Genomic DNA, 19110 nt, shown 5'->3' on the forward strand with positions numbered 1-19110 from the left:
AGAACTAGTTAATGAGCGGAACAATCGAACAGGACTATGAACAATTTAAACGGTTGTTTTTCCAACTCACGGGTATCAATTTGTCTTTGTATAAAGAGGAGCAGATGAAGCGCCGCCTCAATTCGCTTCGCATGAGGAGAGAAATTCCTACATTTGTTGACTATGCTCATCGGTTAAAAGAGGATAAAGTGCTGCTTGATGAAATTTTAAGTAGAATGACCATCAATGTGACCGAATTCTTTCGAAACCGTCCTAGGTGGACTATTCTTGAAGGCAAAATTCAAGAAATTGCTTCATCCGGCAGGCAGTTAAAGATTTGGAGTGCGGCATGTTCGACCGGGGAAGAGCCCTATTCATTAGCGATTTTATTGAGTAAATACTTGCCCAATATGAATTTTTCCATTGTCGCAACTGATATTGATCGCAACGTTTTGGAGAAGGCGAGTGAAGGTGCCTACCTGGAGAAAGCGATTCAGATGTTGACTCCGGACGAACGGCGGCATTTTTCAAAGAAAGGGTTTCTTTACCATGTGAATCCGAATCTGAAACAGACGATACACTTTAAGCAGCATGATTTGCTGCTTGATCCGATTCCGGGAAAATTTGATTTGATTGTCTGCCGCAATGTGCTGATCTATTTCACGGAAGAAGGAAAGAAGACGATATATATGAAATTAAGCGACGCATTGAGAGTAAACGGTGTTCTGTTTGTCGGGAGTACAGAACAAATTTTTAACGCTTCTACATTTCATTTGCGATCAACTGAGACCTTTTTCTATGAAAAAATGGAAGACGAGCGCTAGATTATTTCCGACGGGATAACTATGGTTGACAAGAACTATAGAGTTGACTATGATGAGTATACATTATGAGGCAAAGAATTGTTTTGAGATCGGATTGCGCCAAAGGGCGCGATCGGTCAGAGTTTTCAAGATGAGAGAAGAGAATGAGCAAAGTTGAGAAGAGCTGAGGGTTTTCCACACTGATGGCCACTACACCCACAGGACTTCCTGTGGGTTTTATTGTTGATTATTGATTTATTTTCTATAAATCAACAATTCCCTCTCTTAGCACTCACACCCGCTCATTCCTCAAAAAGAGGAGTGGAGCTCATGTTTAAAGAAACATTAACGGATTTAGTTGAAGGTAAGAAGCTTTCTGAATCAGAAGCCGGATTAATGATGGATGTAATCATGGAGGGGAAGGCGACGTCAAGCCAAATCGCAAGCTATTTAACCCTTCTAAGTATGAGAGGTGAGACGATTGAAGAATTGGCGGGATCCGTGCGCAGCATGCGCGCGCATGCCAAAGCGCTTCACTATCATCACCCCGTACTTGATATAGTTGGTACCGGTGGAGACAAAACAGCAACCTTTAATATTTCAACAGCCGCGGCGCTTGTTCTTTCCTCACTCGGTATTCACGTGGCGAAACATGGTAATCGTTCGGTATCGTCAACCAGTGGTGCGGCAGACGCGTTGGAGGCATTAGGCATTAATATCCAATCAACTCCCGATTCTGCCAGTCGGCTGCTTGATCAAACCCATATGTGTTTCCTATTTGCACCACTTTATCACGCTTCCATGAAATATGCCATCGAGCCGCGTAAAGCGCTCGGATTTCGAACGATATTTAATCAACTTGGCCCATTGACCAACCCTGCCGGAGCCGAGCGTCAGCTTCTCGGAGTGTACAGTCGACCACTTGCCGAACATTATGCACAGGCAATTGTTACGCTTGGCACAGAACGGACACTTGTCGTAACCGGTGAGGATGGCATGGATGAACTGACAATAGCCGGACGTACGGACGCTTTTCTGATAGAAAACGGTACAATTCAAACGTTCTCGCTGACACCTGAAGCGGTCGGTCTTACGACTGGCAGTCTGAAGGAGATTCAGGTCAAAAATCCGCACGAAAGTGCCTTATTAATTGAATCTGTACTATCAGGCGGTCAGGAAAATCAAACGGCGGCTGGCGCTGTTCTGCTAAATGCAGGCGCCGGGTTGTATGTGGCCGGCAGAACGAACTCTATTGCGGAAGGTGTCCATGAGGCACGTGAGGCGATAAGATCCGGAGCCGCACTTGATCAGCTTAACTTGATGCGCAGAGAGACAAAGGTAGCCGCCCATGCCTAAATCCTTTCTTGACCGCATTCTTCAGACAAAGTTAGAAGAGTTGGCTGTGTTCACAATGCCTGACAGAGTTTGTGAACAGCAGGAACATTATTCATTGAAGAAGGCATTGCGAAACGCAAATCATGAATTAGGTTTAATTGCTGAGGTGAAACAAGCATCACCATCTAAAGGTATTTTCGCTCCCCGAATTATTCCTGCGCGAGTTGCCAAAGCATATGCGCGAGCGGGGGCTGACGCGATTAGCGTGCTTACCGATCGCACCTATTTTCACGGTTCGACAGAGCATTTGAGAGAAGTTAGGGGCAGCGTTCAACTGCCAATCTTGCGCAAAGATTTCATCATTGACGAGCGACAGATCGAAGAAGCTGATCGTTGCGGCGCGGATGCAATTCTGCTCATCGCCGCCGCACTTGATCCGTTAAAATTACATGAATTTTATTTAGCAGCGCAAGACCGTGGACTTGAGTCTCTAGTCGAGGTGCATTGCGTTGAAGAGCTGGAACGCATTCTTCGGATGTTCACACCGGAAATCATCGGGATTAACAATCGGAACTTAAAAACTTTTGAAACGAGTCTTTCTGTTACAGAAACAGTCGCGAAAGTTGTACCAAATGAGGTGGTGTTAGTGAGCGAATCCGGCGTGCACAAAGCGCAGGATGTTTGCTTTCTTCGGGATCAAGGCGCAACTGCCGCGCTTGTAGGCGAGGCGTTGATTTGTTCCGGCTCACCTGAACAGAAAATTTGCGATTTATTTGGTGAGGTCGTGAAAAGCAATGCGTCCTTTACTTAAATTTTGTGGCAATCATTCATTTGAAGACTTGCAATTAACTGTTAACAGTCGAGCAGACTTTATTGGATTTATTTTCACAAAAAAGAGCAGGAGAACGGTTTCAGCAAAGGAAGTCTCATGTTGGCTTAAACAACTTGGTCCAATTAGCGAAAAAAAATTGGTCGGCGTGTTCGCCAATGATTCACTTAGATTCATAGAAACCGTACATGAAATGGTGCCATTTGATCTTGTTCAGCTCCATGGCAACGAATCCCCCAAACAACTTAAGGAGATAAAAGAATCACTCGGAGTGCCAGTCTGGAAGGCACTTCATCATGATAACAAGACACTGAGTCAGATGAATCAGTACGATGGACTGGCGGATGGATTTGTTATTGATACTAAAGTAAGCGGACACTTCGGCGGTACAGGAATTTCTTTTGACTGGACAAATATCTCAGACTATACGCATGAGGCTGAGCGTCAAAATGTTCCATGTTTCATTGCAGGTGGCGTAACGCCTGGAAATATTTCTCGGTTGCTCAGTCTTCATCCAATTGGTATTGATATAGCTTCCGGTATCGAACGTGCGCTTCACAAGGACAGGGAATGTATTCAAAAAATAGAAGAAAAGGTGTGGGTGAATGGTGATTAGGCAGCCTCAACTGGAAGATAAATTTAGAACAGATGAAAGTGGCCGTTATGGAGAATTTGGCGGACAGTATGTTCCTGAGACTTTGATGCATGCAGTTTTGGAACTGGAAAAAGGGTTTAAAGAAGCGATTAGTGATCCTTCCTTTTTACAAGAATATCACCGCATTCTTCAGGACTATTCAGGCAGACCGACACCGGTGACTTTTTGTGAACGGCTCAGCAATCAGTTAGGCGGAGCTCGAATTTATTTGAAGCGTGAGGACCTGAATCACACGGGAGCGCATAAAATTAACAACGCGGTAGGTCAGGCTTTACTGGCACGCAGAATGGGCAAAAGGCAGATCATTGCGGAAACTGGTGCGGGCCAACACGGCGTTGCTTCGGCGACCGTTGCCGCATATTTCGGAATGCCGTGTAAAGTGTTCATGGGTGCGGTTGATGTGGAGCGTCAGGCGCTGAATGTATTCCGAATGAAGCTGCTGGGTGCTGAAGTCGTACCGGTCCATTCAGGAAATGGTACATTAAAAGATGCAGTCAACGAGGTGCTGCGCTATTGGGCGGCAAATAGTGAGGATACAGCTTATATCGACGGTTCGGTGGTTGGACCGCATCCTTACCCGATGATCGTTCGTGATTTCCAGCGAATTATTGGTGACGAAGCACGAGAACAGATGTTGCAGAAGGTAGGAAAGTTACCCGATGCCGCATTCGCCTGTGTCGGAGGCGGAAGTAATGCAATGGGTCTGTTTACTGCTTTTCTTAAGGATCCGGTTCGCTTATTTGGTGCCGAGGCAGGCGGCAAGGGCGTTGCTACCAATGATCATGCCGCGACGTTAACCAAGGGAAGTGTCGGTATTGTGCACGGTATGAAAACGTTCCTGCTTCAGGATCGAAACGGACAGATAACCGAACCTTATTCCATTTCAGCTGGACTGGACTATCCTGGGATTGGTCCGGAGCATGCATTTCTATCTGAATCCGGACGCGCGACGTATGAGGCGATTACCGACAACGAGGCGGTTGACGCACTGATCACATTATCAAGGCTGGAAGGCATACTGCCTGCTTTGGAAAGTGCGCATGGGCTTGCACTTGCAATGAAAAAAGCGAAGACCATGAGCCCGGAGCAAAACGTGCTTGTCTGTCTATCCGGCCGAGGCGATAAGGATGTAAACACCATACTGCGCATTATGGATGAGCGAAACGGAGGAAAAGTAAATGACGACGAGGATGAATGAGTATGTGAACAGGGATAGAGGTATGATGTTTATTCCCTTTATCACTGCCGGTGATCCGGATAATGAGGTGACGATTGAACTGGCACTGATGCTGCAATCCATCGGGGCGAATGCACTTGAACTGGGCATCCCATATTCTGACCCATTGGCTGATGGTCCGGTGATTCAAAGCGCATCCAAGAGAGCACTAAGCCATGGCGAGACCCTTTCAGAAGCGATGAGTCTCGTAAAAACCATGCGCCAAAAAGGTTTGAACATTCCGGTCATTATTTTCACCTATGCTAATGTTCTGTCACAATTCGGATTGGAAGCTTTCTTTAAAAAGGCGGAGGCTGACGAAATTGACGGTTTGCTTATTCCCGACCTGCCTTATGAGGAAAGTCGGGCGCTTGCCGAGTCGTGCCGCAAGCGTGACATCAGCTTGATTTCACTTGTCGCGCCGACGACCTCTGAGCGCAGACTTAGACTGATTTGTAGGGACGCGCAAGGATTCATCTATTGTGTCTCATCACTCGGCGTCACCGGTGTGCGCAAGACGTTCCACCCAGATGTTTTCTCATTTCTCAAGCGTGTGCGACAAGTAAGCGATCTACCAATAGCTGTTGGTTTCGGCATTTCATCTTCCGAACAGGTTGATCAATTGGAAGATTACGCGGATGGTTTTATTGTCGGAAGCGCCATCGTCTCCGAAATTGGACAGAGGTCGAATCAACTGTCTGATCCGCTTCAACGTCCCGCGGCCATCAATGAGATACGGCAAAAACTATGTCAATGTCTGCTTGCACCTATCAGCTAATCACAAATAAATGCGATTTGATAATGCCTCTTCTGTTTTCTTCAGAAAGAGGCTTTTGTCTTGCGTAAATTTTGTATCCTTTATTCAATTGCTCTCCCGTGGCTGTTCCTCCTTGAAGTTGACGCCTAAGTTGATTATGATGGCTAGAGTGGATATACGTACGGATTTTTGGAGGAGGATTAACACAAAATGCACACTTTAGAAACAGCGAGCGCCTTAATAGGAAGCGGACAGACAGAAGAGGGTCTTAGACAGCTTCACGAGTTGCTTATGGACGGTGACGATCAAACACAGTTTGGCGCAGCGTCTGTTTACCAGCAGTTCGGGTTTTTAGATAATGCTCAAAAAGTGTATGAACGATTGATCAAACAGTATCCGGATGATAGTGAGCTTATTCTGCAACTATCCGAGTTACTGATTGACAAAAATGAGGAATCAAATGCGATCCGGTATTTGCAACGGATTCATCCCTTGGATGAAAATTATTTGAGCGCACAGGTGATGATGGCTGATTTGTATCAGATAGAAGGACTGGACGAAGTAGCCGAGCATAAGCTTCTTGGCGCGCTCAAACTTGCACCGCATCAGCCTATTCTGATTCTCGCACTCGGTGAGCTGTATCTGTCTGTCGGTCAGGCGGGCAAGGCTGTTGATTGCCTAATGCAGGTAAAAGACAATCCTGAATTTGCTGCTCAGAATGTTCACTTGAAGCTAGCAGAGGCGCTCAGCCTAAGCGGCAGCTTCGAAGCATCCATAAAAGAATATGAGCTGGGTTTGAAACAAGAAGAAACCCTTGACGGACTATATGGCTATGCGGTAACGGCAATGCGTATCCACGAGCCACGTAAAGCTATTAAAGCGTTGGAGAAGTTAAAAACAATGGATCCTGGCTATAGTACTCTTTACAATGTACTCGCAGAAGCTTACGAGCATGAAGGCGAGTATGAAAAAGCAATGGAAGCTGTGCTGGCGGGCATTGAGCAAGATGAATATAATGAACGGCTATTTGAGACTGCGGGAGTACTCGCAGCAAAAATGCATCAAAATGAGAAAGCGGCTGAGTACTTCACGAAGTGTCTCAACCAAAATCCTGAAAATATGGAGGCATTGACTCATCTGGTTGAACTTAAGGCGCAGGCGGAAGATTATGATGCGGTAATTGATCTGCTTGCCCCTCTTAAAAGCGATGATCCGATGTTAATTTGGTTTCTTGCCACTGCATATAATCAAACAGATGAATTGACAAAGGCGGCGAATCTATATCAGGCTTGTTACCAAGCATTTTCAGTCAATCCCGATTTTCTCCAAGAGTATGGTGAATTTCTGAGAGAAACCGGAAGGATGAAGGAAGGACTGAGTGTATTGGAACAGGCAGCACAATTAAGTCCGGAAAATCAAGATCTTGTCGCATTTGTTGAACGAATAAAGCAGGATGAATGAGAATGAATGGCGAATGTAATTATTAAGAAAAGTGATGAATGCGAATGTTTGCGAGGAGGGGACAGCAGAATGGAACAGATGGTGTCAAATGTGCAGAAGAAAATATTTCTTCGTTGGATTTTAGATCGTCATCTGCTGGCTAACCGGGAAATAATTTGGCTGCTTCATTATCTGATGAGCAATGACCAGCTATTAGGTATGATCCATATTGTTGACGATGTGGTAGGGGTGAACCGTTTGATAACAATCACTTCGCCTGAACAAGAAGGACATATTTTTCGTTACGTTAAAGCGACCGTAGAAACGAATGATCCCGAGAAAGCGTTCCATGATTTGCGTATGAATCAGCAGGAGGATGTCTATCTTGAATTGAACATTGAGGCTGTACGCCGTTCCCCAATCTATTTTTCAGTTCTAGAGGAGAACCCAAACAGTTCCGTAGATGTCCATGAAAGATATGGAAGAATGGCGGAACGAGCAGCGGGAGAAGCGGAACGGATATTCATTGTTGATCAATTGAGTAAGGGGATTAACAATGCACTAGACAATGGCGATAAGGAACAATTTTATTTGCTGTCGAAGCAATTAAATGAAGTACGGAGAAATCAATCAAAAAAAACAGAATGAGAACAGATGATCAATGGCTTATAGCGAAGCGGTCTACTCTTGTCCTTCCACTCATATAGTTTCATCAAGGAGTTAAAGGGAGGACAAGCGATGAAAGCGAAGCTGTTTGCCATATTTATTTGCTTCATTCTTTTCTTAGGGTTTCCCGAGCATGGTCACGCTGAAGAAAGCCAGGAAGTGATGAAAGATCATATGGAGGTCTTGGTAGACCTGTCTGACCGCGTTTTTCAATATGCCGATGCGAACCAAGATGCCGCAGCCGCCAGTCTGTTAAATGAACTGAGTAAAAAATGGAACACATCGACGCAAGCGTATTCAGAAAAAGACCAGCATGTGATCGGTACCGCGATGATTAAGCTGAGACTTTTGATCAATTCAGGAGATAATCAACGTGAAATTACAAATGCTGCCGTGTCTCTACGATTAAGTTTCGACGCTCTGGCAACAGAGGGACAACCTATGTGGAAAGATCTGCACTCAGAGGTGCTTACGCCCGTTTCTAAAATGAAAACGGCGTTACAAAATAAAGATAATGAGCGTTTTCAATACTTGCTCAATGATTTTCTTGATGAATATGCGGTTATTTATCCTGCGCTAGTTATTGATGGACAGTCAGACACGGTAAATTTAGTGAATAAACGCATCAGCGCTTTTTCTGATAGTCGTTTAAAAGATGTAAAAGCGAATGCAAGGATTCGCCAATTAAATGCCATTCAGTACGCATTAAATCAGGTGTTCCGTCAATCGACGAACACTCGAGAAGAAAGCATGATGGTACTTGTGGCAATTATTAGCGGAATTGTCGTATGTGTGCTTGTCTATGCATCATGGCGACGTTTTGTTGGGGAACGGATGATGGGAGAACGCGTCAGGTAATGAATGAGTGGCGAATTTTTGACAAACTCGGAAAGTTTGACTAAAATTGACTATAATGACATTTGTTCAAGGAAGAACGCTTCGATTACGACTGTGCGGGAACTGCTTGAATCAAGCGGATTAAGCATCTGATGGTGTTTTTCAATCGCGATGAACAAATTCAAATGATCAGTTTTGGAGGAATGAGCATGATTCAATACCTGATTTATCTGGGCATTTTAATGCTGATCCCTGTATGGGCACAAATGCGTGTCCGTTCGACGTATTCAAAGTACTCCGAAGTTGGTAACTCAACGGGGATGACAGGTGCTCAGACTGCAAGAAAAATTTTGGATGCGAACGGTCTTTATGACGTGACGGTTAAAGAGGTGGCGGGTTCCTTAACCGATCATTATGATCCCCGTGATAAATCGGTGAATTTGTCCACAGACATATACCATGGGGCTTCGATCGCAGGAACTGCGGTGTCTGCGCATGAGGTGGGGCACGCAATTCAGGATGCGAGGGACTACACGTTCATGCGGGTTCGGAGCGCACTTGTACCGGTTGCAAATCTTGGATCGAATCTTTCCTACATTCTCATTCTTGCCGGTGTGTTTTTAGGCATGATGCAGCTTGCCTCGCTTGGCGTCATTTTTTTCGCTGCGGCTGTACTCTTCCAGTTAGTAACGCTGCCCGTTGAGTTTGATGCTTCCGGTCGGGCTTTGAAACAAATCGTTTCACTGGGCATTGTTCAGGAAAGCGAAGAAAAGCAGGCGAAAAAAGTCCTTTCAGCAGCTGCTATGACTTATGTTGCCGCAGCTTTAGTTTCCGTGATGGAATTGATTCGATTTATATTAATGATTACAATGTCCAATCGTGAAGAATAACAAAACTAGTATATGAATAACGGGGAGCCGATCTCTAGCATCATAGAGATCGGCTTCTTTTATTCGCATAAAAGTCGCAAACATCTAAATCGTTCGAGGGCAGGCAGCAAATGTGCAAGCAACATCTTCCAGATTCCGAAAGGCATTATCCACAATCAATTGACAAATGCTTGTTTTATATTACAATGAAATAGTTTGAGCGGCAGCTCACGTGGTTCGAAACCATCCCACGTTTATCAAAAAACTAAGGAGGCGTCTATTAAATGAAGACGATTAAAATGCTAGCGATCAATGCAATTATAGCAGCGCTGTATATTGTGCTTACTTTCTTTCTGCAGCCGATCAGTTTTTCAACTGTTCAGTTCAGAATTGCGGAAATGTTAAACCATCTCATTGTGTTTAATAAAAAATATTTTTGGGGGATCATCTGCGGGGTGTTCATCGGCAACTTATTTTTTTCTCCGCTCCTCCCATATGATCTTATTTTTGGTACCGGGCAGTCTGTCTTGGCACTTTTGATCACAATCTTTGCTTCTAAATATGTAAAGTCGATATGGACGCGGATGCTGATTAATACCGGCATCTTTACAGTATCTATGTGTTTTATCGCGTGGGAGCTGGCAATTGTGTTCCACACACCATTCCTGTGGACGTGGCTGATCGTTGCTATTGGCGAATGTGCGGTCATGCTTGTAGGCGCTCCGATCATGTATGCGATCAGTCGGCGCGTTCCTTTTGGAAAATTGGTTTGAATTCATTAAAAAGCTTGGTTTCGCCAAGCCTTTTTAACAGGTAAAGAAACATCCATGACCCGCTTGAGGGGGGCGCGGGACACCGCTTGAATGAAAATATAAATGCCCTAAGTATAGCGTTTTGCCTTGCCGGTACGACGATAAGGTCGTAAGATTCGGTTGGGCGATCAGGTAAGTGCCCAATCTGAGAAATAAACGGAAAAATTACCCTTATGTACCTGTGAAACAAGCACCAGGATGCATATAAGCGGAAAATCTCCGCTTATTTTATTCCGGACGCGATACCGAATTAAGGACCAAAATGATTTATTAGAAAACTTGGCTTCGTCAAGCCTCTGGCGAAGGCGAAGACTTAGTTGCGACGGCCATGGACGGCCTAGTGTCCGGTGAGCCGCAGGACGCGGCGTTTTTTCGGACCGCTTACACTGTTTCCTTTAAAATTTTTATATTCTTTCTTACCAGTGTTAAAAAGTAAGAAGCATCTGCATGGATGCTTCTTACTTTTTTGGTTTAATCTGCCATAGATAACTGGCAATGATTCGATCCACTTGAGGATTTTCATGGAGCATGCTGTGCTGAGCGCTAGGACCATACACAATCTTTTCCGTATAATGAGCTGGACTGAAAAAATATTTTCCAAAATAGGCACTTTGCAAGGAGACAACCCCATCACCTTCGTGAGGTTCACGTATTTCCCCAGCGAGTGCAAGTACATCCATATTCTTAGGCAAACGTTGGCGGTGCTGGTACAAATAGCTTTCTTGTTTCAATTTGGAAATGGTGTAGTCATTGTCGTTCTGCGGACCGTTGATCCAGTCAAACGGGGCTGCTATCGCTACATATTTCTTTATTGTAGGGTATTCAGCAGGGATCTTAATTTTCTCCAAATAACAGGTAAAAGCTTTTCCTCCCATCGAATGAGAGACGACGTTCACTCGACTGATGCCGTAGTCGCGTTTCAGTATCCGGAAAACATTAATTAGCCAAGCGGCTTGTTGCTCCATTGATTCATGGTTTCTGACGAATAACACCTGAATGAGTGGTATTTTCTGATCGGTTATCTCTCCGGTTAGCTTAACTACACCATTGGGATCAACCGTTACCACCATTGCCCGCGCTGGTCCGTCATAATTCGCGTGCAGCCGCTCGAACATGGTGCGGAATGAACGTTCCGATCCTTTCCAACCATGAATAAAAACTGTGGGTATATGCTGCGCACTCGGTTTACTTGTTTGTTCCGCGGATGTTTTGGGTGCCGCGCTGGCACTGCGCACTCTATGATCAATGTCCTTGTCATAAGAAAGATTAAATACGAGCATGGCAAGTGTCACAATCAGTGTAAGCAAAAAGATGCGTTTGACTCTCATGATAAATCACTCCAATGATCGATTCATATAAAAAGGGGGCTTTTACTAGCTTAGTGCAAATGGAAGCTTTTTAAAACTAATTCTTTCTTCCATCCGTGAAATAGGTTCATGGTATAATGAATCTAGATTATTTGAAGAGAGGCGTTTTTTTGTCACAGCAACCGCAATTATTACTCGTGGACGGGATGGCACTGCTATTTAGAGCATTTTACGCGACAGCACCAACCGGACAGTTTATGTTTAACGATCAAGGTACACCAACTAACGGAGTACAGGGATTTCTCCGTCATCTTTTGCTTGCTATTCAAAAACGGAAGCCAACACATATCGCTGTTTGTTGGGATATGGGTTCGAAAACATTTCGTCATCAATTATTCGATGGCTATAAAGCGAATCGCGCAGCGCCACCAGTGGAAATGGTGCCGCAATTTGATCTTGCAAAAGAAATGATTGACGCTTTTGGTGTTCCGAACATAGGCGTGGACGGTTATGAAGCTGATGATTGTATCGGAACGTTGGCTAAGAAGGCACAGGATGAAATTAAAGTCTCTATTGTGACTGGTGATAGAGATCTGCTGCAGCTGCTTGACAGTCATATTAGCGTCGATCTCCTTCAGAAAGGCTACGGAAATTACCGCAGCTTTAATGAACAACTATTTTGTGACCATTATGGAGTGACTCCGCAGCAATTTATCGAAGTAAAAGCGCTAATGGGTGACTCAAGTGATGGTTATCCCGGTGTTCGCGGCATTGGCGAAAAGACGGCAATCAAGTTAATCAATCAATTTGGTTCCATTGACGCCATCCTTGAACATATCGATCTATTACCGAATGGACAGCGAAAGAAAATCAGCACAGATTTGAGCATGCTTCATCTTTCACGTCAATTGGCTGAAATCAATTGTGATGCGCCTGTTGCATTAGATTTTAAAGATGCATCCTATACAGGCATCACAGACTCTTTTGCAGAAAAGGTCAACCATTTGGGAATGCGACTGGTAAACTATGAGATTGTTCAGCAAAGGTGGAATAAGAACGAGATACATGTTGCAGGGGATTCTATTTAATCACCAGTGAGTTCGTATTCATAGTTGTGCATGAGTGACAAAGACGGGACAAAAGCCCGCCTTTTATTTTTTTCTAAAAAAATAATTTTGTATTTTCTCTATTTTGACATAAATAGACATGTTTTGGAGAAGGAATTTAACGTTTCCCGTTGAATCATTATGTATAAACGGATAAAAGAGCAGCAATGATCGCAACGATATTTGCTGAATCGAGGAAACAAGTGCGAACGGACTGGAGCATATCCTTCAATCCATAATAATAATAATAAAGGACGTGTGGATCAATGTTAACTGTTGAAAATGAGCGGCAACTGTCCCCAAATGATGTTGATCTGTATTTATTTCACGAAGGTACTCTCTTTGAAGGGTACAAGGTGTTTGGCGCGCATTATGAACATGTCGATAACGAAGACGGATTTCGATTCACTGTATGGGCACCGAACGCGCGCTCTGTCTCTGTCGTTGGTGATTTTAACGACTGGGATGCGGGCAAACATAAGATGAAACCAGTGAAACAATCCGGTGTTTGGACAAGCTTTATTGAAGGAATCGGTGTTGAAGAACGGTATAAATTCGCGATTGAGACGGCCTCTGGTTCAGTCGTCTTGAAATCAGATCCGTACGCTTTTTATGCCGAAACAAGGCCGAACACAGCGTCCTTGACTTGCAGGATTGATGGGTATAAATGGCATGACAGTAAATGGATGAGACAGAGAGATAAGAAGGATGAATATCATCGGCCGATGGTAATTTACGAATGCCATTTAGGTTCGTGGAAAAAAAAGGAAGACGGGAAACTTCTGACTTATCGTGAACTTGCTGATGAGCTTGTTGATTATGCTTTTGAAAACGGGTTTACTCACATTGAACTCATGCCAATTATGGAGCATCCATATGACCGCTCCTGGGGCTATCAGATCACGGGTTATTTCGCGCCAACAAGCCGTTTCGGCAGTCCGCAGGATTTTATGTATTTCGTCGACACGTGCCATAAACGTGGAATCGGTGTCATATTGGACTGGACGCCAGCTCATTTCTGCCGTGACACGCATGGACTTGGCAAATTTGACGGCACGCCGCTTTATGAACCGTGTGATCCGAAATTGGCGGACCGTCCACAATGGGGCACATACAATTTTGACTTCAGCAAAAATGAAGTTGTTAGTTTTCTCATTTCAAACGCCCGTTACTGGATGGACGTCTATCATGTTGAAGGGTTTCGAATTGATGCCGTCTCATCGATGATCTATTTGAATCATAACAATGATCTTCCTTTTGATTTGAAGAATAAATATGGCGGCTATGAAAATCTTGAAGCTATTGACTTTATCAAGAAATTAAATGAGGCGGTGTTCATTGAATTTCCATCAGCATTGATGATCGCTGAGGAAGCCACCGATTTTCCGATGGTTTCGAAACCGACTGATGCCGGTGGATTGGGGTTTAATTATAAATGGAACATGGGCTGGGTACATGATATTTTGCGTTATATGTCGCTGGAACCATCTGAACGGCGTTACCATCACAACTTGATTACTTTTTCAATGCTTTACGCGTACTCGGAGAATTTCATTTTGTCTTTCTCGCATGATGAACTCGTTTATGGCAAGCGCTCGTTATTGAATAAAATGCCGGGGGATGAGTGGCAGCGATTTGCGAGTCTGCGCGTATTGTATGGCTTTTTTATGACGCACCCAGGCAAGAAACTTTTATTTATGGGTAGTGAATTCGCTCAGTTTGATGAATGGAAGGATTTAGAACAACTCGACTGGAAGCTGCTTGATTTTCCAATGCATCACGCATTTCATGATTACGCTGTCGCCTTTAATCATTTCTATCAAGAGACATCTTGTTTATGGCGGCTCGACCATGAGGAGGAAGGATTTGAATGGATTGATGCAGATAATTCAAATCAAAGTATCATCAGTTTCATAAGAAAAGGGAAGCGAAAAGGCGACTACTGCGTGATCGTGTGCAACTTCACGCCAAATGTCTATCATCATTTCAAACTTGGGGTTCCGGCAAGCGGGCCTTATTTGGAAATGTTCAATAGTGACGCAGAGACATTTGGAGGAACGGGGCAATGCAATCGTAAGTCGGTTGAATCTATTGACGAGCCTTTTCACAATCATCCATATTGCGTGGAAACGACGATTCCGCCGTTGGGAATTAGTATTCTAATGAAAGAAACAAAAAAAAGAAAAACAATGAAGGCTTATGATCAGGTATAACGAAACCGTTCCCCTGAGCCACTGAAAAAGGAGAGAGAGAGATGAATGTGCTTTTTGCCGCATCTGAATGTGTTCCATTTATAAAAACAGGTGGATTGGGTGATGTAGTTGGTGCATTGCCTAAGGCTTTGCAGAAAGAAGGCGTGAACGTAAGCGTTGTCCTTCCGAAATACCAGGATCTGAATCCGGATTTTCAAACACGTTTGACGTACATGAAATATATCTTCGTTTCGGTTGGTTGGAGAAATCAATATTGCGGAATTTATAAACTTGAACAATCTGGGATCAATTATTATTTCTTGGATAACGAATATTACTTCAAGCGTGCAGGGTCATATGGCTATAATGACGATGGAGAACGCTTCGCTTTTTTTTCTAAGGCGGTTCTAGCAGCTCTCCCGCATCTGGATGACCATCCGGATTTAATACACTGTCATGACTGGCAAACGGGATTAATCGCTGTGCTTCTTGATGCGCACTTTAGAAAACAGGCTTTTTATAAGGACATTCGAACGGTATTTACGATTCACAATTTGAGATATCAGGGGGTGTTTTCTAAATCAGTGCTTGGTGACTTGCTCGAACTCGATTATTCCTATTTTCACGAAAATGGTCTTGAATTCTATGACAATGTGAGTTACATGAAAGCAGGTCTCGCTTATTCGGATCAGTTGACGACGGTCAGCCGTACCTATGCACGCGAGATTCAAATGCCCTATTATGGCGAAAAACTCGATGGATTTCTACGTTGGAATAGTGGCAAACTGCACGGAATCGTAAATGGTATTGATAATGAGCTATACAATCCGCAAACCGATTCACAAGTATTCGCTAAATACAGTGACCCGATTGGGAAAAAGAAAAATAAAATCGCGCTTCAAGAACATCTCCGTCTTCCCGTTGATGCGGATATCCCTATGATTGCAATGATTACGCGATTAACCGGTCAAAAAGGGATTGATTTGGTGCTTCGGGTTTTTCATGAAATGATGCATCTTGGGGTTCAATTTGTACTGCTCGGAACCGGAGAACGAAGTGACGAAGACGCGTTTCGTTGGTTAGCCGGTCAGTACTCCGGATCAGTTTCTGCGAATATATTCTTTGACGATGGGTTGGCACGAAAAATCTATGCAGGTTCGGATCTGTTTTTAATGCCGTCGAATTTCGAACCTTGTGGTATTGGACAATTGCTTGCCATGCGCTATGGAAGCTTACCCATAGTCAGAGAAACAGGCGGACTTAAGGATACAGTACAGTCATACAATGAGTTCACCGATGAGGGAAATGGATTCAGTTTTACCAATTACAATGCGCATGACATGCTCTATACGATTGAGCGTGCGGTTCGACTATACAATCACGATCGTTCTAAATTTACAGAAATAGCAAATCGCGCGATGCAATTAGACTACGGATGGGCACAATCAGCAAAGGAATACATTGATTTGTATGAAACACTAGTCGAGTAACTAATATGAAAGATTATTATAATAAATTCAGAACTTTTTCAATGAAATGTTCCGTATTTCCTGAATTTTGTTATATAATAGTTATTGGGAAGTATATTTTCCATTGGCTACAGGCGAAACGAAGCATGAACTAACATTTGAAAAATTTTTAAAAAATGCTTTTAGTCTGTGGTCATTGTTTAAATAACGAGTGGAAGCGGTTACATTAGGCGGATTGCTTAGAATGTCAGCTTATTTATGTGAAGCGAGATATTTTGAAGATGTTTTCGCTTCATCATTCATAAGATAGATTAAAGACTTTTGACTGACACGAGGGAGGTGTGCGGAAGAAGGTGGGATTGCCATTCTTTTTCCATTATTATGAAAAACGAAATGATTGCAATGATTTTGGCAGGCGGCCAAGGATCTCGTCTTGGAAAACTCACAAGGACGATCGCAAAACCCGCCGTTCCTTTTGGGGGGAAGTATCGTATTATAGATTTTTCATTAAGCAATTGTTCCAATTCGGGGATACGGACAATTGGTGTGGTGACTCAGTATCAACCCCTTGAATTAAACAGTCATATAGGAAACGGATCGTCTTGGGGGCTTGACCATAAGGATGGTGGCGTCACTATTCTACAGCCGCATTCAAGCCTCGACGGAGAGAAATGGTTTGAGGGAACGGCCCATGCAATTTATCAAAATATCAGTTACATTGACAGCCATAATCCGACGTACTTATTAATTCTTTCCGGGGATCATATATACAAAATGGATTATGAGCATATGCTGCATTTTCATAAACGGAAAAAGGCGTCGGCTACAGTTGCCGTGATTCATGTTCCACTCGATGAAGCTTCCCGATTTGGCATTATGAATACGGACAATACGGATCGAATCATTGATTTTGAGGAGAAACCTAAAGTTCCGAAAAGTAATTTGGCATCAATGGGCATTTATATCTTTACTTGGGAAATTCTTCGTCGCTATCTGATGGAAAGCCACGCTACCGGTCAGAATATGGATGATTTCGGGAAAAATGTGATTCCTACTTTTCTAGCCAACGGAGAAAATGTATTTGCCTATTCGTTCACTGGATACTGGAAGGATGTCGGCACGATTGAAAGCCTTTGGGAAGCGAATATGGCTTTCATCAATCCTGATCATGAATTAAATATTCGTGACAAAAGCTGGCGAATTTATTCCAAAAATCCTGTCGCACCACCACACTACATGGCAGCAGGGGCGAAAGTAAAGGAATCGTTAGTCGTTGACGGCTGCTATATTTCAGGTGAAATTAATCACTCTATAATCTCACAAAATGTGAAAATCGGAGCAAATAGTGTCGTCAAGGATTCCATCATCATGGCAAATTCCGTGATTGGGAAGAATGTAACGATTAGCCATGCTATTGTTGGCGAACATGCGGTGTTCGCTGATAATGCTCAAGTTGTCGGTGATCAGTCAATTGAAGTTATTGGTTATAACGAAATTGTGGGAGGGTTGAATGATGAAGAGAAATAAAATTTGCGGGATACTTAATTTGACGGAATCAAGATTGGTTGCTTATCCGTTGACGCGACATCGGCCAATTGCCAGCCTTCCCTTTTGCAGCAGGTATCGGTTAATTGATTTCCCATTAACTAATTTAACCACAGCCGGAGTAGAAACAATCGGCGTCTTTACAGACGATAATTTGCGCTCAATTTATGATCATGTTCGAAGTGGTAAAGAATGGGGTTTGGACAGTATACATGGTGGATTATTTTTCTTCGCTCAACCGAATTCAGACGGAAACAAGGTTGGCGTAAATCGAGAAGGAGACATTATCAATTACTTCAACAATATCGAATTCTTTGAGAAATCCGAATCCGAATACACTGTGATCATGGGTACACAAATGCTATGTAATATCGATGTAAAAGCGATTTTGCGTCATCATATCGAACAAGGGGCAGAGATAACCGTAGTTTATAGATCGGTAGAGGCTCATGATAATAACGATCATAGGGCATCATGTCTGACCATAGATGAGGACGGCCGGGTACGTGGACTTAAATCATGCGGAATGCATGAAGGAACAGGCAAGCTTTTTATCAATATGGATATTTATATCTTAAAAACCGAATTACTGACGAAGTTAATCCGTAATGTTGTCGCAGAGAATGAACATTGTAACTTAAACGATGTACTTCATCAAGCGGTCATCAATTTACCATCTAATGGTTTCGAATATACCGGATACTTAAAGAATGTCACTTCAGTTCAAGCGTACTATCAAGCAAATATGGATATGCTTCAGGATTCAAATCTGATGGCGCTGCTGAAAGGAAACCAGAGCATTAATACCAAGGTGAAAAACGAAGCGCCAACCTTTTATTCCCGCTCATCGGATGTTCAAGATTCATTGGTTGCTAATGGTTGCATGATCCATGGAGAGGTTGCACACTCCGTTATCTTTCGCAATGTAACGATTGAAAAGAATGCAGTTGTGAACAGCTCTGTGATCATGCAAGGGAGTTCTATCGGCAGCGGAGCGGAACTTCACTATGTCATTCTGGATAAACAAGTGCGTATCGAACCAAACACGAAATTAATTGGAACAAAAAATAAACCGATTGTTATTGAGAAGAATTCGGTAATCAGTCGAATTTCCGAAGGTATCCCGTCTATAGTTACAGATACAAAAGATCAGGGAACTGACAGAGAGAACTTCAATCCATTGTTTTCATAAAAATTTGCTTGAATGCGGCTTTTAAATCTTGCCTTTTTTGGCAATGATAGGTTCATAGCCCGTGAAGAAAGCCGCACTTTACGTCATCAAGAATAGTAACT

General features: G+C 43.4%; 17 protein-coding genes and 1 riboswitch. Of the genes, 16 read left to right on the plus strand and 1 reads right to left on the minus strand.

Annotated features, from left to right (window positions below):
- Positions 1 to 11 precede the first annotated feature (11 nt).
- The 11 genes from BM003_RS00615 (at position 12) to BM003_RS00665 (ending at position 10159) form a co-directional block, all read left to right on the plus strand.
- On the plus strand, positions 12 to 803 hold the full coding sequence (locus tag BM003_RS00615; RefSeq protein WP_093669035.1) for a CheR family methyltransferase: 792 nt from the start codon (positions 12 to 14) through the stop codon (positions 801 to 803).
- A 309-nt stretch (positions 804 to 1112) separates the two neighbouring features.
- Positions 1113 to 2138: an anthranilate phosphoribosyltransferase gene (gene trpD / locus BM003_RS00620; RefSeq protein WP_093669037.1), complete on the plus strand. Its 1026-nt coding sequence runs from the start codon at positions 1113 to 1115 to the stop codon at positions 2136 to 2138.
- On the plus strand, positions 2131 to 2928 hold the full coding sequence (gene trpC, locus BM003_RS00625; protein WP_093669039.1) for an indole-3-glycerol phosphate synthase TrpC: 798 nt from the start codon (positions 2131 to 2133) through the stop codon (positions 2926 to 2928). The genes trpD and trpC overlap by 8 nt, the downstream gene beginning before the upstream one ends.
- A complete protein-coding gene (locus BM003_RS00630) occupies positions 2912 to 3562 on the plus strand; it encodes a phosphoribosylanthranilate isomerase (RefSeq protein WP_093669041.1) in 651 nt (216 codons plus the stop codon). Before trpC ends, BM003_RS00630 begins: the two co-directional genes overlap by 17 nt.
- Positions 3552 to 4799 (plus strand): tryptophan synthase subunit beta, encoded by a 1248-nt coding sequence (trpB, locus tag BM003_RS00635; protein WP_177184561.1) that lies wholly within the window; start codon positions 3552 to 3554, stop codon positions 4797 to 4799. The genes BM003_RS00630 and trpB overlap by 11 nt, the downstream gene beginning before the upstream one ends.
- A complete protein-coding gene (gene trpA / locus BM003_RS00640; RefSeq protein WP_093669043.1) occupies positions 4780 to 5595 on the plus strand; it encodes a tryptophan synthase subunit alpha in 816 nt (271 codons plus the stop codon). The genes trpB and trpA overlap by 20 nt, the downstream gene beginning before the upstream one ends.
- A 189-nt stretch (positions 5596 to 5784) precedes the next feature.
- Entirely contained in the window at positions 5785 to 7035 is a 1251-nt protein-coding gene (locus BM003_RS00645) for a tetratricopeptide repeat protein (RefSeq protein ID WP_093669045.1), read from the plus strand.
- Between the two features lie 69 nt (positions 7036 to 7104).
- Entirely contained in the window at positions 7105 to 7662 is a 558-nt protein-coding gene (locus BM003_RS00650) for a YpiB family protein (protein ID WP_177184562.1), read from the plus strand.
- Between the two features lie 90 nt (positions 7663 to 7752).
- Positions 7753 to 8538 (plus strand): sporulation protein YpjB, encoded by a 786-nt coding sequence (locus BM003_RS00655; RefSeq protein WP_093669049.1) that lies wholly within the window; start codon positions 7753 to 7755, stop codon positions 8536 to 8538.
- Positions 8539 to 8726: 188 nt separating this feature from the next.
- Positions 8727 to 9407, plus strand: a complete 681-nt coding sequence (locus BM003_RS00660) for a zinc metallopeptidase (RefSeq protein ID WP_093669667.1) — start codon at positions 8727 to 8729, stop codon at positions 9405 to 9407.
- A 205-nt stretch (positions 9408 to 9612) separates the two neighbouring features.
- Positions 9613 to 9661: riboswitch (PreQ1 riboswitch) on the plus strand.
- 9 nt (positions 9662 to 9670) lie between these two features.
- Positions 9671 to 10159: a QueT transporter family protein gene (locus tag BM003_RS00665; protein WP_093669051.1), complete on the plus strand. Its 489-nt coding sequence runs from the start codon at positions 9671 to 9673 to the stop codon at positions 10157 to 10159.
- Between the two features lie 497 nt (positions 10160 to 10656).
- On the opposite strand, the gene BM003_RS00670 is transcribed toward BM003_RS00665, so the two are convergent.
- Entirely contained in the window at positions 10657 to 11526 is an 870-nt protein-coding gene (locus tag BM003_RS00670; RefSeq protein WP_093669053.1) for an alpha/beta hydrolase, read from the minus strand.
- A gap of 149 nt (positions 11527 to 11675) precedes the next feature.
- Here BM003_RS00670 and BM003_RS00675 point away from each other — a divergent pair, with 149 nt between their 5' ends.
- The 5 genes from BM003_RS00675 to glgD all read left to right on the plus strand — a co-directional run bounded on the left by BM003_RS00675 (position 11676) and on the right by glgD (position 19009).
- Positions 11676 to 12593 carry a 5'-3' exonuclease gene (locus BM003_RS00675; protein ID WP_093669055.1) on the plus strand — a complete coding sequence of 306 codons (918 nt, stop codon included), beginning with the start codon at positions 11676 to 11678 and terminating at the stop codon, positions 12591 to 12593.
- A gap of 284 nt (positions 12594 to 12877) precedes the next feature.
- On the plus strand, positions 12878 to 14824 hold the full coding sequence (glgB, locus tag BM003_RS00680) for a 1,4-alpha-glucan branching protein GlgB (protein WP_093669057.1): 1947 nt from the start codon (positions 12878 to 12880) through the stop codon (positions 14822 to 14824).
- 41 nt (positions 14825 to 14865) lie between these two features.
- Complete coding sequence (gene glgA, locus BM003_RS00685) at positions 14866 to 16293, plus strand: glycogen synthase GlgA (protein ID WP_093669059.1); 1428 nt, start codon at positions 14866 to 14868, stop codon at positions 16291 to 16293.
- 360 nt (positions 16294 to 16653) lie between these two features.
- Positions 16654 to 17799 (plus strand): glucose-1-phosphate adenylyltransferase, encoded by a 1146-nt coding sequence (locus BM003_RS00690; RefSeq protein WP_093669061.1) that lies wholly within the window; start codon positions 16654 to 16656, stop codon positions 17797 to 17799.
- Positions 17786 to 19009, plus strand: a complete 1224-nt coding sequence (gene glgD / locus BM003_RS00695; protein ID WP_093669063.1) for a glucose-1-phosphate adenylyltransferase subunit GlgD — start codon at positions 17786 to 17788, stop codon at positions 19007 to 19009. Before BM003_RS00690 ends, glgD begins: the two co-directional genes overlap by 14 nt.
- Positions 19010 to 19110 lie beyond the last annotated feature (101 nt).

The organism is Sporolactobacillus nakayamae, from assembly GCF_900113325.1.
Classification (GTDB): domain Bacteria; phylum Bacillota; class Bacilli; order Bacillales; family Sporolactobacillaceae; genus Sporolactobacillus; species Sporolactobacillus nakayamae.

Coding starts and splice junctions, on each gene's coding strand:
- BM003_RS00645 (WP_093669045.1), top strand. CDS start 5,785: ATGCACACTTTAGAAACAGCGAGCGCCTTAATAGGAAGCGGACAGACA.
- BM003_RS00615 (WP_093669035.1), top strand. CDS start 12: ATGAGCGGAACAATCGAACAGGACTATGAACAATTTAAACGGTTGTTT.
- trpB (WP_177184561.1), top strand. CDS start 3,552: ATGGTGATTAGGCAGCCTCAACTGGAAGATAAATTTAGAACAGATGAA.
- BM003_RS00690 (WP_093669061.1), top strand. CDS start 16,654: ATGAAAAACGAAATGATTGCAATGATTTTGGCAGGCGGCCAAGGATCT.
- BM003_RS00660 (WP_093669667.1), top strand. CDS start 8,727: ATGATTCAATACCTGATTTATCTGGGCATTTTAATGCTGATCCCTGTA.
- glgB (WP_093669057.1), top strand. CDS start 12,878: ATGTTAACTGTTGAAAATGAGCGGCAACTGTCCCCAAATGATGTTGAT.
- trpD (WP_093669037.1), top strand. CDS start 1,113: ATGTTTAAAGAAACATTAACGGATTTAGTTGAAGGTAAGAAGCTTTCT.
- trpA (WP_093669043.1), top strand. CDS start 4,780: ATGACGACGAGGATGAATGAGTATGTGAACAGGGATAGAGGTATGATG.
- trpC (WP_093669039.1), top strand. CDS start 2,131: ATGCCTAAATCCTTTCTTGACCGCATTCTTCAGACAAAGTTAGAAGAG.
- glgA (WP_093669059.1), top strand. CDS start 14,866: ATGAATGTGCTTTTTGCCGCATCTGAATGTGTTCCATTTATAAAAACA.
- glgD (WP_093669063.1), top strand. CDS start 17,786: ATGAAGAGAAATAAAATTTGCGGGATACTTAATTTGACGGAATCAAGA.
- BM003_RS00670 (WP_093669053.1), bottom strand. CDS start 11,526: ATGAGAGTCAAACGCATCTTTTTGCTTACACTGATTGTGACACTTGCC.
- BM003_RS00665 (WP_093669051.1), top strand. CDS start 9,671: ATGAAGACGATTAAAATGCTAGCGATCAATGCAATTATAGCAGCGCTG.
- BM003_RS00655 (WP_093669049.1), top strand. CDS start 7,753: ATGAAAGCGAAGCTGTTTGCCATATTTATTTGCTTCATTCTTTTCTTA.
- BM003_RS00630 (WP_093669041.1), top strand. CDS start 2,912: ATGCGTCCTTTACTTAAATTTTGTGGCAATCATTCATTTGAAGACTTG.
- BM003_RS00650 (WP_177184562.1), top strand. CDS start 7,105: ATGGAACAGATGGTGTCAAATGTGCAGAAGAAAATATTTCTTCGTTGG.